This window comes from Butyricimonas sp., from assembly GCF_019423355.1.
GTDB lineage: Bacteria > Bacteroidota > Bacteroidia > Bacteroidales > Marinifilaceae > Butyricimonas > Butyricimonas faecihominis.
The window spans coordinates 194,693-208,706 of the sequence record NZ_JAHZBP010000006.1 but is presented as its reverse complement, the minus strand read 5'-3'; the positions used below and the strand labels follow the sequence as shown (position 1 = coordinate 208,706).

13 protein-coding genes are annotated in these 14,014 nt (G+C 37.5%); all 13 read left to right on the top strand.

The annotated features are described in order from the left end of the window. Window positions 1–96: 96 nt before the first annotated feature. The 13 genes from tgt (at window position 97) to QVC79_RS10160 (ending at window position 13,981) form a co-directional block, all read left to right on the top strand. Entirely contained in the window at window positions 97–1,227 is a 1,131-nt protein-coding gene (gene tgt, locus QVC79_RS10220; RefSeq protein WP_270543773.1) for a tRNA guanosine(34) transglycosylase Tgt, read from the top strand. A 23-nt stretch (window positions 1,228–1,250) separates the two neighbouring features. After that, the gene (locus tag QVC79_RS10215; RefSeq protein ID WP_270592960.1) at window positions 1,251–2,330 is read left to right on the top strand and encodes an LptF/LptG family permease; all 1,080 of its coding nucleotides are present in this window, start codon (window positions 1,251–1,253) and stop codon (window positions 2,328–2,330) included. 142 nt (window positions 2,331–2,472) lie between these two features. Then, a complete protein-coding gene (locus tag QVC79_RS10210) occupies window positions 2,473–3,861 on the top strand; it encodes a pseudouridine synthase (protein ID WP_087422416.1) in 1,389 nt (462 codons plus the stop codon). Window positions 3,862–3,958: 97 nt separating this feature from the next. Further along, window positions 3,959–5,947, top strand: a complete 1,989-nt coding sequence (locus QVC79_RS10205; RefSeq protein WP_229782992.1) for a polysaccharide biosynthesis protein — start codon at window positions 3,959–3,961, stop codon at window positions 5,945–5,947. Then, window positions 5,947–6,441, top strand: a complete 495-nt coding sequence (locus QVC79_RS10200) for a UpxY family transcription antiterminator (protein ID WP_270592963.1) — start codon at window positions 5,947–5,949, stop codon at window positions 6,439–6,441. Before QVC79_RS10205 ends, QVC79_RS10200 begins: the two co-directional genes overlap by 1 nt. Before the next feature lie 136 nt (window positions 6,442–6,577). After that, window positions 6,578–7,102, top strand: coding sequence for a DUF8612 domain-containing protein (locus QVC79_RS10195; protein ID WP_270592964.1), 525 nt, complete (start codon window positions 6,578–6,580; stop codon window positions 7,100–7,102). Then, window positions 7,075–7,431: a DUF4143 domain-containing protein gene (locus QVC79_RS10190; protein ID WP_287642473.1), complete on the top strand. Its 357-nt coding sequence runs from the start codon at window positions 7,075–7,077 to the stop codon at window positions 7,429–7,431. Before QVC79_RS10195 ends, QVC79_RS10190 begins: the two co-directional genes overlap by 28 nt. 667 nt (window positions 7,432–8,098) lie before the next feature. After that, a complete protein-coding gene (locus tag QVC79_RS10185; protein WP_270592967.1) occupies window positions 8,099–9,055 on the top strand; it encodes a glycosyltransferase family 2 protein in 957 nt (318 codons plus the stop codon). Window positions 9,056–9,072: 17 nt separating this feature from the next. After that, window positions 9,073–10,164, top strand: a complete 1,092-nt coding sequence (locus QVC79_RS10180) for a glycosyltransferase (RefSeq protein WP_270592968.1) — start codon at window positions 9,073–9,075, stop codon at window positions 10,162–10,164. A gap of 100 nt (window positions 10,165–10,264) precedes the next feature. Continuing rightward, window positions 10,265–11,137, top strand: a complete 873-nt coding sequence (locus tag QVC79_RS10175; RefSeq protein WP_270592969.1) for a YveK family protein — start codon at window positions 10,265–10,267, stop codon at window positions 11,135–11,137. 66 nt (window positions 11,138–11,203) lie between these two features. After that, window positions 11,204–12,289 (top strand): EpsG family protein, encoded by a 1,086-nt coding sequence (locus tag QVC79_RS10170; RefSeq protein ID WP_270592970.1) that lies wholly within the window; start codon window positions 11,204–11,206, stop codon window positions 12,287–12,289. 2 nt (window positions 12,290–12,291) lie between these two features. Further along, a complete protein-coding gene (locus QVC79_RS10165; protein ID WP_270592972.1) occupies window positions 12,292–13,167 on the top strand; it encodes a glycosyltransferase family 2 protein in 876 nt (291 codons plus the stop codon). A 1-nt stretch (window position 13,168) separates the two neighbouring features. Beyond that, window positions 13,169–13,981 (top strand): glycosyltransferase family 2 protein, encoded by an 813-nt coding sequence (locus QVC79_RS10160; RefSeq protein ID WP_270592973.1) that lies wholly within the window; start codon window positions 13,169–13,171, stop codon window positions 13,979–13,981. Window positions 13,982–14,014: the final 33 nt, after the last annotated feature.

Here is a 14,014-nt window from a genome sequence, read left to right as displayed (position 1 = left end):
TTGTTTTTTTAATTTGGACCAAAGATATAAATAATTTTAGATTTATGATTTTAGATTTAATTATTCCTATCTTTGTGCGCTCAAAATCATGATTAGATGAAATATACCCTTTTAGCGAAAGACAAAAATAGTGATGCACGGTGTGGTGTGTTAACCACGGATCATGGGAATATTGAAACTCCGATCTTTATGCCGGTGGGTACGGTGGGTACCGTGAAAGCCGTGCATGCGAGAGAGTTGAAAGAAGATATTAAGGCCCAGATTATTTTGGGCAACACGTATCATTTGTATTTGCGACCGGGTACGGAGGTGTTGGAAGAGGCAGGGGGACTACATAAATTTAATTCATGGGATCGTCCGATCCTCACGGATAGTGGCGGTTTTCAAGTTTTTTCTTTAGGAGATTGTCGGAAAATCACGGAAGAAGGGGTCGTCTTCCGTTCTCATATTGATGGTTCGAAACATCTGTTTACTCCTGAAAATGTCATGGATATTCAGCGTAAGATAGGGGCTGATATAATCATGGCATTTGATGAATGTCCCCCGGGGCAGAGTGAATACGGTTACGCGAAAAATTCATTGGAATTGACCCAGCGTTGGTTGGAACGATGCGTGAAACGACTTGATTCCACGGAGCCATTGTACGGTTATCACCAGTCGCTTTTTCCGATCGTGCAAGGATGTACTTTCCGGGATTTGCGGGAAAAGGCAGCGGAACACGCTGTTGCTCTTGATCGAGAGGGATATGCAATCGGGGGATTGGCTGTCGGGGAAGAGGCTGAGGTCATGTACGAGATGATTCAAGTCGTAAACCGGATTTTGCCGCAGGATAAGCCCCGTTACCTGATGGGTGTCGGGACCCCGGAGAATATTTTGGAGGCAATCTCTTTAGGTGTGGATATGTTTGATTGCGTGATGCCGACCCGAAACGGGAGAAATGGTATGCTGTTTACCACGGAGGGCGTGATTAATATAAAGAACAAGAAATGGGAGAAGGATTTCAGTCGTATTGATCCGGCCGGGTTGAGTTTTGTTGATGATGATTACTCGAAAGCGTATTTGCGCCATTTAATCAAGGCAGATGAAATTTTAGGGCTACAAATTTGCTCGATCCATAATTTGTCGTTTTATTTGTGGTTAGTACGTGAAGCTCGTAAACATATACTGGAAGGAGATTTCGTGACGTGGAAGGAGAGTACGATAAAGAAAGTTACAAGAAGATTATAGTGCTGAGAAGCAACTAGCGTAAAATGAAGAAATTAGACTTATATATTATCCGGAAGTTCCTAGGTACCTTTTTCTTTTCGATGGTACTGATCTTGAGTATTGTCGTGGTTTTCGACCTTTCGGAGAGACTGGAGAAATTTATCGAAAACGAGGCTCCCGTGAAGGCGATCATATTTGATTATTACCTGAATTTCGTGCCTTATTTTGCGAACGTGTTTTCCTCTTTGTTTACTTTTATTTCTGTTATTTTCTTCACGTCAAAGATGGCTTATAATAGTGAGATTATCGCTATTTTAAGTACGGGTATCAGTTTCCGGAGAATGGTCCGGCCATACATGATCTCGGCCGGGGTGATTGCCTGTTTGTCACTTCTTTTGAGTGCTTTTATTATTCCGAATGCCAACAAGAAGCGGATCGAGTTCTCCGAGCAATATATTTGGAAAAAGTATAGTAACAAGGAAGAGAATATTCACCGGCAGATTGCACCGGGTGTTTTTATTTATATGTCGAGTTTTAACGTGTATTCTAGTCGGGGTAATGATTTTACCTACGAGGTATTTCGGGAGGATACGTTGGTTAGTAAATTGACGGCAAAATCTATTTCATGGAATAAGGAACTTGAGAAGTGGCGGGTTAACAACTGGACGCTACGGGAATTTGACGGGATCAAGGAGACTTACACGACGGGACAAACTATTGATACGCTATTAAATTTTAGTGCGGCGGAATTCTCCGAGGATCCCAAGAAAATCAAGGAGCGCTTGACATTGCCAGAGCTGGATGAATACATCGCCCGGCAAAAATTGCGGGGAAGTAGTAACGTGGTTGAGTTCCAGATCGAGAAGTACAAGATGTTTTCGGGCGCTTTCGCTACATTCATATTGACGTTAATTGGGGTATGTATCGCTTCCCGTAAGATTCGGGGGGGAATGGGGTTCCATTTGGGATTAGGATTGTTAATCAGTTTCTCGTACATATTATTTATGCAATTTTCCACGGTTTTTGCAACCAATGGAGGCATGAGTCCGTTATTAGCGGTATGGATACCGAATATGTTATTTGCTGTGGTGGCGTTATTTGTATACCGGGCGGCACCGAAATAATTGAAAGTTGAAAATGTAGAATTAAAAATGAATAATTAAGAAGGTATGAAAAATGAGTGCATATCTTCAATCAATAGAATAGGCCGATGAGGGCTATAAGCAAGAATCATAAATTTAAAATCAAAAATTTATACGTAAGTATATGAATAGGGAGACTAAAAGACCTAGAATTACAAGGCCGATCGAGAATCGTGATGAGAATCGTCGGAGCAGAACACCGCGTTTCGAAAACCGTGAAGGTGGAGAAAGCGAAACAAGAAGACCTAACCGTTTCAACACGGACAGACCGAGACGGGAACAAGGACACGGGTATATCCGTGATTTGAACAAAGAACGGGAGAGAGAGCGTAACGAGGGTACGGGAGATCGAGATAACGGGAATCGTTATTACCGGGATTCAGACAGAAATCGTGAAAGAGGGGATCGGGAGAATAATCGTTACGAGAATCGGGATAATAGAAGATCATACGAGAGAGGTAACAGGGATAACAATCGTTTTTCCGATCGTGGAGAGCGTCGTGAAAGGCGGCCTCAAGATCGGGATGAAAATGCAGAAAGAAGAGATAATCGCTATCAAAACAGGGATCGTAATGATCGACGAGAGGAAGGACGTCGGGAAAGAGGTTCCCGTGAGGAAGGAGGACGTGGAGAAGGGTATCGTGGCGATCGTCGGGATCGCAGAGAGGGGGATGATCGTCGGGATCGTTATTCTGATCGTCCGGCGAGAAAAGTGTTTACCCGCCGGGCAGATGGGGATGGCGCTCCCAAAAGTGTGTATAGTAAGAAAAAACAAATTGAATATCGCAAGAAGAACGAGGGGCAGGAGACAGAATTACGCTTGAACCGTTATATCGCTAAAGGCGGAGTGTGTTCACGTCGTGATGCTGATGTGTTGATTGCAGCCGGTCGGGTGAAAGTAAACGGGGAGGTCGTGCAACAAGTCGGGGTAAAAGTAAAGCGTACGGATCGAGTGGAGGTTGATGATCAAGTGATTACTCCCGAACGTAAAGTATACTTGGTGTTGAATAAGCCGAAAGATTACGTGACGACCGTGGAAGATCCTTTGGAACGTAGAACCGTGATGACATTGATCGAGGGAGCTTGTAAAGAGCGCGTGTACCCGATCGGACGGCTTGACCGCCAGACCACGGGAGTGTTGCTTTTCACGAATGATGGCGATTTGGCCAAGAAATTGACTCACCCGAAGTATAACCAGAAAAAGATATACCACGTGTTCTTGGACAAGGTGGTTCAAACGGGCGACTTGGAGGCTATCCGTAAGGGAATCGACTTGGAGGATGGTTTTATTCAAGCGGATGACGTGAGAGTGGCGGAAGATGATCGCACACAGGTGGGGATTGAAATTCATTCCGGTAGAAATCGTATCGTCCGGAGGATTTTCGAGCACTTGGGTTACCAGATTCTTCGTTTGGACCGTGTCTTTTTTGCCGGGATCACGAAGAAAAATTTACCCCGGGGCCACTGGCGTTTCCTGACTGAAGATGAGGTTAATATTTTGAAGGCCTACTAAAAAAATTTTTTTTTTAATATTATTACTATTACCTTTGCGGGTGTCCACCTTTTAGGAGGTTTATCCCGTGAAGGTTTTATTTTTATATTAAAAAATTATGGTTGCATTTATCACAAATGGTCTGAATAGAATGAGGACGTTGCGTTCATTCTCATACACTCCTCGATGGATTGTATTTTTGATTGACGTGGCTCTCGCTATTATGGCAGTTAGCGTTGCTTATCTGATCTGGGTCAATTTCCAGATTGACCGGATGAGATTAGATTTTGTCTTGACCGGGGCTCTCGTTATCGTGGGTGTCCGGGTGATCAGTTTCCTGTTGGGACATACTTATTCCGGAATAGTACGTTTCACGGGAACGGAGGATGCTTTGCGCATCTACTACGTGTTGACGGCAGGGGAGATTGCCCTTCTTTTGGGTAGTGGTGTGTTTTTCCTGTTGTATGATTATCTTTTTATACCGGTTTCCGTTTTACTCACGGAGTACGTTCTTCTGACCAGTTTGATGGTTATGAGCCGGGTGATCGTGAAGAAAGTCTTTGCGCAGTATATCGGTGCGGAGCGTACTAAAAAGAATGTAATTATATGTGGTAGCGATGAATACGGTATCATGGCAAAACATGCCATGGATAACGTGGAGGATGCCACGTATAATATTCTTGCTTTTGTTGATGTGAATGATCGGAAGGCGGGAAAGATTATCGAGGGGGTCAAGATTTACAAGATGTCGTCTTTACCCGGTTTGTTGAAACGTAACCGGGTGGACAAGGTGGTTATCGCCAAAAAGATGATTTCCCCTGATAAAAAGCGGGAAATTGTCGAGATCTGCTTGGCCGCAGATGTGAATGTACTCGAAGTGCCTCGTTTTGAAAGTTGGATTAACGGGGAGTTAAGTATGCGGCATATCCGGAATATCAAGATCGAAGATTTGTTGGAGAGGGACGTGATTCACATGGAGGAGACCAATCTTCGGAAACAATTATTGAATAAAGTGGTTTTGGTGACCGGGGCGGCTGGTTCTATCGGGAGTGAAATCGTGCGGCAGTTGACGCATTTTAATCCTTCTTTGATCGTTTTGTTTGATCAGGCCGAATCTCCGCTTTATGATATTGAGCTGGAACTGAAAGAAGAGTGTGGTTTCACGGATTATAAAATCGAGATCGGGGATGTACGTGATGCGAGCCGGGTGGAAGGAATCTTTAAAACATATCATCCCAATATCGTGTATCATGCGGCTGCTTATAAGCACGTTCCCATGATGGAAAAACACCCGATTGAAGGTGTGAAAACTAATATTTTCGGAACGAAAAATGTTGCCGATTGTGCTGTGAAATATGATTGCCAGCGTTTCGTGATGATCTCTACCGATAAAGCGGTGAACCCGACGAATGTTATGGGTGCAAGTAAGCGTATAGCGGAAATTTACACGCAATCATTGAATCGCATCGCAAATACTCGTTTTATTACTACTCGTTTTGGGAACGTTTTGGGATCGAATGGTTCAGTGATCCCTCGTTTCAAGAAACAGATAGAGGCGGGTGGTCCGATAACGGTTACTCACCCGGAAATAACTCGTTTTTTCATGACTATTCCCGAGGCATGTCAGCTCGTTTTGCAAGCGGGGGCGTTGGGAAATGGCGGTGAAATATTTGTTTTTGACATGGGTAAGAGCGTTAAGATTGTCGATCTGGCTCGTAAAATGATTAAACTTTCCGGTTATGAAGTTGGGAAAGATATTCATATCGTCTTTACCGGTTTGAGACCGGGAGAGAAATTGTACGAGGAGGTGCTTAACGTGAAGGAGACAACTTTGCCGACCGTGCATGAACGAATAAAGATTGCCAAAGTACGTGAATATAATTATAGTGAAGTTACGGATGCGATAAAGGCTCTTGATATAGCTTTGCAGACAAAAGATAATTTTGCCGTGGTGAAACAAATGAAATGTATTGTTCCTGAGTTTAAATCGAAAAATTCAACCTATGAATCTATTGATTTCCAGATGGAAGAGGAAGGTGTAGAACATCATATGGAAGAGGTTTTAAATAAAATTCAGGTAGCCGAAAATTTAGAAGTCAGAGAGTAATGGAGAAGACGAATTGGTATGCAGTTTTCACTGCTTCTCGGGCGGAAAAACGTGTGAAGGAGCGTTTGGAACAAGCAGGAATCGAGAATTATTTACCTGTGCGAGAGGTCGAGTTTGTGAGGAATGGATTGGTGAAAAGGTTGGAAGTTCCTGTGATTACGGGGTGTATTTTTGTCCGTGTTTCTGAAATGAATTTACCTTCCGTGTTATCAATTGGGGGTGTGATTGCGTTGTTAAAAGAGAAACAGGGCCCGGTTGTGATTTCGGACGAACAGTTGGATAGTTTGCGGATTTTGAATGAAAATGCCGGATCGCTTGAAGTTGTGAGTGGAAAGGCTCTGGTAGGATCTGATATACGTGTGATTCAAGGTGAATTAACTGGAGTTCAGGGGGAGTTGGTCGAGGTGGCTGATGGACATCGGGTTGCGGTTCATATTCCGGGTTTGATAGGCGTTTGTGCGGATGTTTCATTAGATTGTGTAAAGGCGTTGTAATTATTCAGATTTATTATTTCTTTCGGAAAAGTGTATTTATTTAGCTTGTAAAATATACGAAAAGTGTGTTTTTGATGTGGCTTTTTTGTTGGAAAAGTGTATCCTTGAGTCTGCATAAACCAAGAAGAAGTGTATTATGTTATACCGGAAAGTCGAAAGCTATATTGAAAAGTACTTACAATCAGGTTCTAATAAAGTACTGTTCAAAAAGTATTTGATCGTGGGAGGATTGCCTGATGCGGTGAATACGTTTGTGGAGCAACATAACGTGGTGGCCATTCGGAAGATTCAGGAAGATATTCATGCTTTATACGGCCTTGATGCTTCAAAATATGAAAAGGAACATGCCAGATTGAAAATACAGCGTATCTATAATCTTATTCCGTCAAATCTTGAAAATAGAAAAAAACGAATAATAGCAAAAAGTATTGAGAAAAAGAAAGGCAAACGAATGACGGATTATGAAGATGAATTTGATTACCTTATTTCGGTGGGAGTGGCTTTGGAGGTGAGAGCTATCAGCGTTCCTAGCTATCCGTTGATGGAGAATTGTGGAAAGAATTTACTCAAACTTTATCTGAACGACGTGGGTTTGTTGACAGTTTATTTTTTTTTAATAATATTCAAGCCATCATGCAGGATGTGCGGAGTATCAATTTAGGGTCCGTGTACGAGACTGTCGTAGCGCAAGAGTTACGTGCGCATGGTTTTAATCTCTATTACTATGATAACAAAAATAATGGTGAGGTGGATTATCTGATAGATGATGCCGATCAACTTACTGTTTTGCCGTTGGAAATAAAATCAGGAAAGGATTATGCTATTTATAGTGCGCTTAATAAACTTTTGAAAATAAAGGAATACAATATACATCAAGGTTTTGTATTATCCAATGAACAAAAGGTTTATCAGGAGAATGGTATTACTTATCTCCCTATTTATGATATTATGTTTTTTGAGCCGGGAACAAAAGTTGTGGGAGAGCTATGATATATAGCTATGCTTAAAATCATCGTGTAAATATTTGCAGGTATTTGAATGAGAGTTATATCGTCAGAGACTTTTTTAGAGGCGTGATCGTGATTTTTGTTTTTTCTTTTATAGGGTCGAAATATATTCCTCTGCGTAGAACTAAGTTTATAATGAGAACCTGTTGAGAAGCTGGGGAAATCCTAAGGAAATAATCCTCCTTTTTCAGAGATGTTTCGAAATTTATTCGAAGTTCATTTATTCCGCAATATTTGAGCCACGAAGGATCTTCGAGTAATCTCTGAATGAGAGAGAGTATTTGGGTTGTATTACTACTTCTTTTGGGTCGAATTTGAGTGATACTATATTTTCTTGACTGCAATTTCACTTGTTATGCTTATTTCTAAGGTAGTATTACCTTAATTCTATGGTTTAACTATCTCTTGAGCCTTACAGGTCGCTTTCTCTTACGTCATGGGATCGTTGTGTGGTGGCGGGATAACGATTTTAAATGTGAGGAGTAACGGTTGAGAGGTGGTTGAACGTAAGGAAAAAGGTGGGATATCTTTGTTTGATTTGTGGTATGAGTCTATTTAGAATATTCAGACTTTTTCTAAGGCTAGGTACTTAATATATCAAGTAAATGACTACTTTTGTGACAAATCTCAGAATCTAGTTATAATTAGACATGGTTACATTATCTATAATTATTCCGGTTTATAATTTAGAACTTTATATCCGACGTTGTTTAAACTCTGTAATTGAACAGACTTATAAGGAGTTGGAGATAATAGTTGTAAATGACGGTAGTAAAGACGGTTCTTTAAAAATATTGGAGGAATATGCTTCAAAGGATTCTCGAGTAAAAGTTATAGATAAAGAAAATGGAGGAGTGACTTCTTGTCGTAGAGTTGGACTCGAGCAAGCTCAGGGAGAATATGTTTTTTTCTTGGATGGGGATGATTGGTTAGAAAATGAGACTTTGGATCGTTTGTATTCATGTGCAAAAGCGAAAAATGCAGAGATTGTTTTAGGTAATGTTTATTTTAGTAGTGATACTAAAGATGAGCCTGTTTTATCTAGCAGTTTCGATTCGATTTCATCTAAAGAATTTATTCATCAGTTAGCGCATGGTAAGCAATTATGGAGTCTATGCATGAAATTAATAAAAACTTCTGTTTGTCGAAAGATGATCATTCCTGATACTTTGAGTATGGCAGAAGATATGACAGGAATGTTACAATTGGCTTTTTATGCCCGAACGATAGCTAAAAGTGATTATTATGGTTATCATTATTACCAGCGACCGAGTGCTTCGACTAAATCTCCGACATTAAAACACGCAAAAGATGCGTTGGTTGCAGCAGAATATATTACGTCATTTTTTGAAAGAAAAGGTGTGTATCAAGAGTATTTTGATGATATCGCTATAATTAACCTACGGTGTTTATTAACTAGTTGTAATCAAGGCGGGGTTGATCGGGGAAATTTGTTAGTAAAAAGAATTTATGACTCTTATTACCAGAGAAAATATTTGTCATATTTTAATTGGGCACATTGGTTGATTTTGTCTTGGTTTAAAAAAGGGATCAATCTTTATAAACTATATTTTGTGGTAAGAGGGTTAAGGTATTATTTCCATTGAAATTCTAATTTTATATCATGGATAAATTGTTGTATATCACAAACAGCATGAAATATCAATATGGAGGTGCTGTCATAAATCGTAGAAATTATAATTTGTTGCATGATATCTATGAAGATAATTTGTTTGTATATGAGTTTGAATATGCAAATGATGAAACTCGTTTTGTGAAATTGAAAAATCGTTTGACTGGCCTTTATTTTGGAATAACTAAACAATATATTCGAGATGTTCTGAAAATTATCGAGCAGCAAGGGATTAATATTGTTTTTATTAGTAATTCATTGTTTAGTTGTTTTGCTAATGCAATTAGAAAGAAGTTTCCTGATATGGTAATCTTATCTTTTTTTCATAATGTAGAATATATTTATGCGAAGGAAGAGTATAAAGCAACAAGAGGTATTAAATATTTGTTGCAAAGTTTTCTGGCATATGTTTATGAAAGAAGGATGATCAAAGAGGTTGATAAGGTAATTGTATTAAATAAGCGGGATGCTCAAGAGTTAATGCGTATTTATCATCGAAAATCAGATTTGATTTTACCAACTAGTTTTGAAGATAAATTGAAATGCCGAAATTCCGGGGGAAGAAAAACGGATACTCAATTGAAATTATTGTTCGTTGGTTCCCATTTTTTTGCTAATGTACATGGAATTCTCTGGTTTGTAGATGGGGTAATGCCCTTTTTAGAGAATGTTACGTTGTATATAGTGGGTAAAGACTTGGAAATGGAGCGTGAACGATTAGAGAAGAATAATGTGCAGGTAGTTGGAACTGTAGATTGTTTGGAAACATGGTATGAAAAGGCCGATGTTGTTATTTCTCCAATTTTTTTGGGTAGTGGAATGAAAACAAAGACTGCAGAAGCTTTAATGTATGGTAAACCGATATTAGGGACAAAGGAGGCTTTTGAGGGGTACGATACAGATCCGGCTAAGGTTGGGGCATTGTGTAATACTGCAACTGAATTTATAGAAACAATAGGGAAGATACAACAAGACTATGATTGGATTGAGCAACATGGTATTTATGCTCGCAAGGAATACAAAACACGATATGATTATAAAATTTCGTTGAATGAGTTTCGATCTTTTATGAGGAAGATTTAAATTAGAATGGGATGCTTTCTTGTTTTAAAAATAAAGTTTGGTAAGGCTACTTATTTTGCCTACTTTTACAAGCAATTTGTTGATTAATTAATAAACGTTTATGAATGGTAAAAGAATGAATAAAGCAGAGAATTTTGATTTTAATGTTGAAACTATTATTTTGCTTTTATGGAATAAGAAGTGGCTGATTATCATTATAACTTTACTTTTTGTTGGATTTGGGGTTATTGTATTTAAGGTTACGAAGAAACCACAACTTTATAAGTACAGTACTGGGTTTGTTTTACAATACCAATTGGAAGGAAAGGGGCATCAAGATAGATGGATCGCATGTGAACGAATACCGTGGAAAATAGTAAGAGTTGATTATTCTAAAGCTATCTCTGATTCTATTTTTTTGAAAGAGCTTGTTACTGCTGGAGTTTTAGAAAGTTCTGTTATATCCTTGCCGGTTATTATAAATTCTTTTGATTCTCTACATATTAATTTGTCAGTTGTTACTTCAGAAGATGATGTTTTTGCAACAAAACTGTTGCAAAAGATTCAGGAATTGTTTCCAAGTTATGTTATAGAACTACAGAAAGATCAGTTGGAGCTAGAGTCTTGTTTGTTAGATAGAAAAAAAGAACAGATATTATTAACCTTGACAGAAAAGTCAAAGTATCTGCAAGATCTTTTGAATAGAAAAAATGTGACGATTATTGATCGTATGGAGATTGCCCGATTGGAAAATGAGTGTCAGATGTTATATAATTCGAGTTTGAATTTAATGTCTCAAATCGCAGATTTGCAGCTTTTTCAAAAAGATAGTGATTTACTCATGTTAAAACCTGATCGTATTACAAAAGAATTGGTTCCAGGTGGCCTCTTTTCTCATTTAAGCGTATTGGGGTTGTTATTTGCTTTCATTGGATTTATGGTAGCGGTAAATGTGATACTTTTAAAGGCTTATTTACATGCTGGGTATAAATAAGATTGTTAAGAATGTTTTTAAGAGTTTTGGAAAGTTTCATCTTCGGGCGGATAAATTGTTGAATGAATGTTGAAAGATCAAATTAATATCTGGGGAATTGTATTAGCAGTTGTTTTATTCATATTGGCTGCATTTAGAGTGAATGTGGGATATGATTATGCAGAATATGTTTCTATAATACAAGATCCGGAGGCTTTGCAAAGGTTTGAAGTAGGAGTGAAAGGACTCGTGCATGTTCTTAATTCTTGGGGATTTACAGATCCTCAATATTTCTTTGTTGTAACATCACTTTTTGTGATCTTTTTTACTTGTATTGCATTTCGCGTATTGTCGGATTCATGGGTGATGTCATTATTTTTATTTGTATTTTTAGGAGCTTATTTTAATGGTTTGAATGTTGTGAGACAATATATGGCAGTTCCATTTTTTTTGCTAGCATTATATTATTTGTCTAATAAGGAATATATCCGAACTATTTTTTTCCTTTTAATTTGTTCGATGTTTCATATTTCAATATTGATGATAGTACCTTGGATATGTTTAGCCATGTTGCCAGTAAAAAAGTATATGTATTTTGTATGTATATTATTATCTTTGCTGTTGACTTCTTTTGATATGACATCCATATTGCAGTCTCTTAGTGTTCTGTTGCCGGAGCGGTATCAATTTTATTTGCAATCAACATTTGTTTCTGGAAGGAGTTTATTAGGCTTGGTTAAGGTTGTTTTTCCAATCATATTACTCGTTATGTTTCTAGCAATAAATGACTTGAATAAGTGTGGGTTGCGAGAGAGAATATTCTTGAATTTACTTTTGTTTTCTATATGTTTGGGGATATTGTTCCCGGGAAATATGTTAGTACTGAGAATCGCATGGTATTTCGATATTGCTCCGGTTATTTTGATACCAATTATATACAAACAATTAAAAGAAACTAAAAATAAGACTTATTTTACACTTTTTGTGGGTGAATATTGTTTGTGTTACTTTATTTTGTATTACTTGGTTCGTAACAATAGTGCGATATTTCCTTATACCTTTAACGTTGAGGCATTACAATTGAAAACATTATTTGTCATAGGAATATTTCTATTTATATTTGAATTAATGGTGTTCTTTTATATGCTATCAACGAGAAAATTAAAGAATTAAATATGACAGAAGTGAAATCTTATTGTTATAATCTTGTGATGATTGTGCCTTTTATGAAGACTCAAGTGGTAAATGATTTAATAAATAGCCTGCTTGAGAGTAATAGAAGGTATTCAATTTTACTTGTTCTTGTTGATATGTCTTTGGAAAAAGATGGATTGATTGAGGGTTCGGGGTTGTTGACAATAAAAAAGATTTCCTTGAATAACAAAGTCTCTTCTTCTCGATCAAGAAATATCGGAATTGAATATATTGTGAATCATAATGTTCAGTTTGATTATTTATTATTCCCAGATGATGACACTACTTTTGATTCTTCTTTTTTTGATTTATATGAAAGTGTTATTCTAGGTAATACAATTTTGAATGTTTTATGTAGAGATACAAAAGAAACTTATTCAAATTATAATATAGCAGATGGGGCTTTATTAAAAAAGAAAGATGTATTGTTCGTGGGGTGTGTGCGATTAATGTTGTCTAAAGATACTTTTTATAAAGTAGGATATTTTGATGAGCAGTTGGGTATCGGGGCAAAATATGGGGCAGGTGAAGATGGTGATTATTTTTTGAGAGCATTAGAATATGATGAATTTCATTATACGGCTAAAGTTTATAACTTTCATCCCTCACCATCATTGAAGTATAGTAAATTGAAATTCAAAGAATTGATTTTAAGATTTAATAATTACGGGAGAGGACTAGTGTATATGTTGTGTAAGCATAAACTCTACAAAGAAGGATGTCTTGTTTGTCTACGTGCTATTGCAGGGGGAGGGATTGCTTTGATAACGGGAAGATGGAGATTAGCTTGTGCCTATTGGTTTTCTTTCTTTACCCGGTTATCAGTACTTTTATCAAGGACAATAATTATAAAGTGATATGTTAGTTACAGCTTCGATTGTTACTTATAAAAATAAAAAGGAAGTTTTAGATGCTGCCGTTACCAGTTTTTTAAATACTGGTATGGATGTTTTTTTGTATATAATAGATAACTCTCCTGATGATACGATACGTCAGTGGTATAATGATCCTCGGGTTGAGTATATTTATAATAATGCTAATATAGGTTTCGGAGCAGCTCATAATATTATCATGAGGGATATTTCAAAGTTGGGAAAATATCATTTGGTATTAAATCCTGATATTCGTTTTGAGAATGGAGTGCTAGAAAAACTATATCATTTTATGGAAGAAAATCCTAATATCGGAAATTGTATGCCCCGAATTGTATATCCTGATGGTAATTTGCAGTATTTATGTAAGTTGTTACCGACTCCTCGGGATTGGATTATTCGGATGTTTCTCCCGTTTAATAAAATTCGGGCTAGGATTGATTACTTTTTTGAAATGCGATTTACGGGATACGATCATATCATGGATGTCCCTTATTTATCTGGTTGTTTTATGTTTTTACGACGAGAGGTGATAAGAGAGATTGGGGTTTTTGATGAAGGGATCTTTATGTATGGTGAAGATACTGATTTAAATCGTAGAATATTTCAACATTACCGGACTGTTTATTTTCCAGAAATAACTATTATTCATGATTTTGAGAAAGGATCTCATAAGAATTTGCGATTGTTTTGGATTCATGTAAAAGCTGCTGTTTATTATTTGAATAAATGGGGGTGGTTTTTTGATAAAGAAAGACGAAAGATAAATCAAGCAATAAAAAAGAAGTACATAAAGTAGAGTATATGTAAGTGAAAAAATTTAAGTAAAGAA

Coding starts and splice junctions, on each gene's coding strand:
- QVC79_RS10205 (WP_229782992.1), top strand. CDS start 3,959: ATGGTTGCATTTATCACAAATGGTCTGAATAGAATGAGGACGTTGCGT.
- QVC79_RS10195 (WP_270592964.1), top strand. CDS start 6,578: ATGTTATACCGGAAAGTCGAAAGCTATATTGAAAAGTACTTACAATCA.
- QVC79_RS10175 (WP_270592969.1), top strand. CDS start 10,265: ATGAATGGTAAAAGAATGAATAAAGCAGAGAATTTTGATTTTAATGTT.
- QVC79_RS10160 (WP_270592973.1), top strand. CDS start 13,169: ATGTTAGTTACAGCTTCGATTGTTACTTATAAAAATAAAAAGGAAGTT.
- QVC79_RS10190 (WP_287642473.1), top strand. CDS start 7,075: ATGCAGGATGTGCGGAGTATCAATTTAGGGTCCGTGTACGAGACTGTC.
- tgt (WP_270543773.1), top strand. CDS start 97: ATGAAATATACCCTTTTAGCGAAAGACAAAAATAGTGATGCACGGTGT.
- QVC79_RS10180 (WP_270592968.1), top strand. CDS start 9,073: ATGGATAAATTGTTGTATATCACAAACAGCATGAAATATCAATATGGA.
- QVC79_RS10170 (WP_270592970.1), top strand. CDS start 11,204: ATGTTGAAAGATCAAATTAATATCTGGGGAATTGTATTAGCAGTTGTT.
- QVC79_RS10185 (WP_270592967.1), top strand. CDS start 8,099: ATGGTTACATTATCTATAATTATTCCGGTTTATAATTTAGAACTTTAT.
- QVC79_RS10165 (WP_270592972.1), top strand. CDS start 12,292: ATGACAGAAGTGAAATCTTATTGTTATAATCTTGTGATGATTGTGCCT.
- QVC79_RS10210 (WP_087422416.1), top strand. CDS start 2,473: ATGAATAGGGAGACTAAAAGACCTAGAATTACAAGGCCGATCGAGAAT.
- QVC79_RS10215 (WP_270592960.1), top strand. CDS start 1,251: ATGAAGAAATTAGACTTATATATTATCCGGAAGTTCCTAGGTACCTTT.
- QVC79_RS10200 (WP_270592963.1), top strand. CDS start 5,947: ATGGAGAAGACGAATTGGTATGCAGTTTTCACTGCTTCTCGGGCGGAA.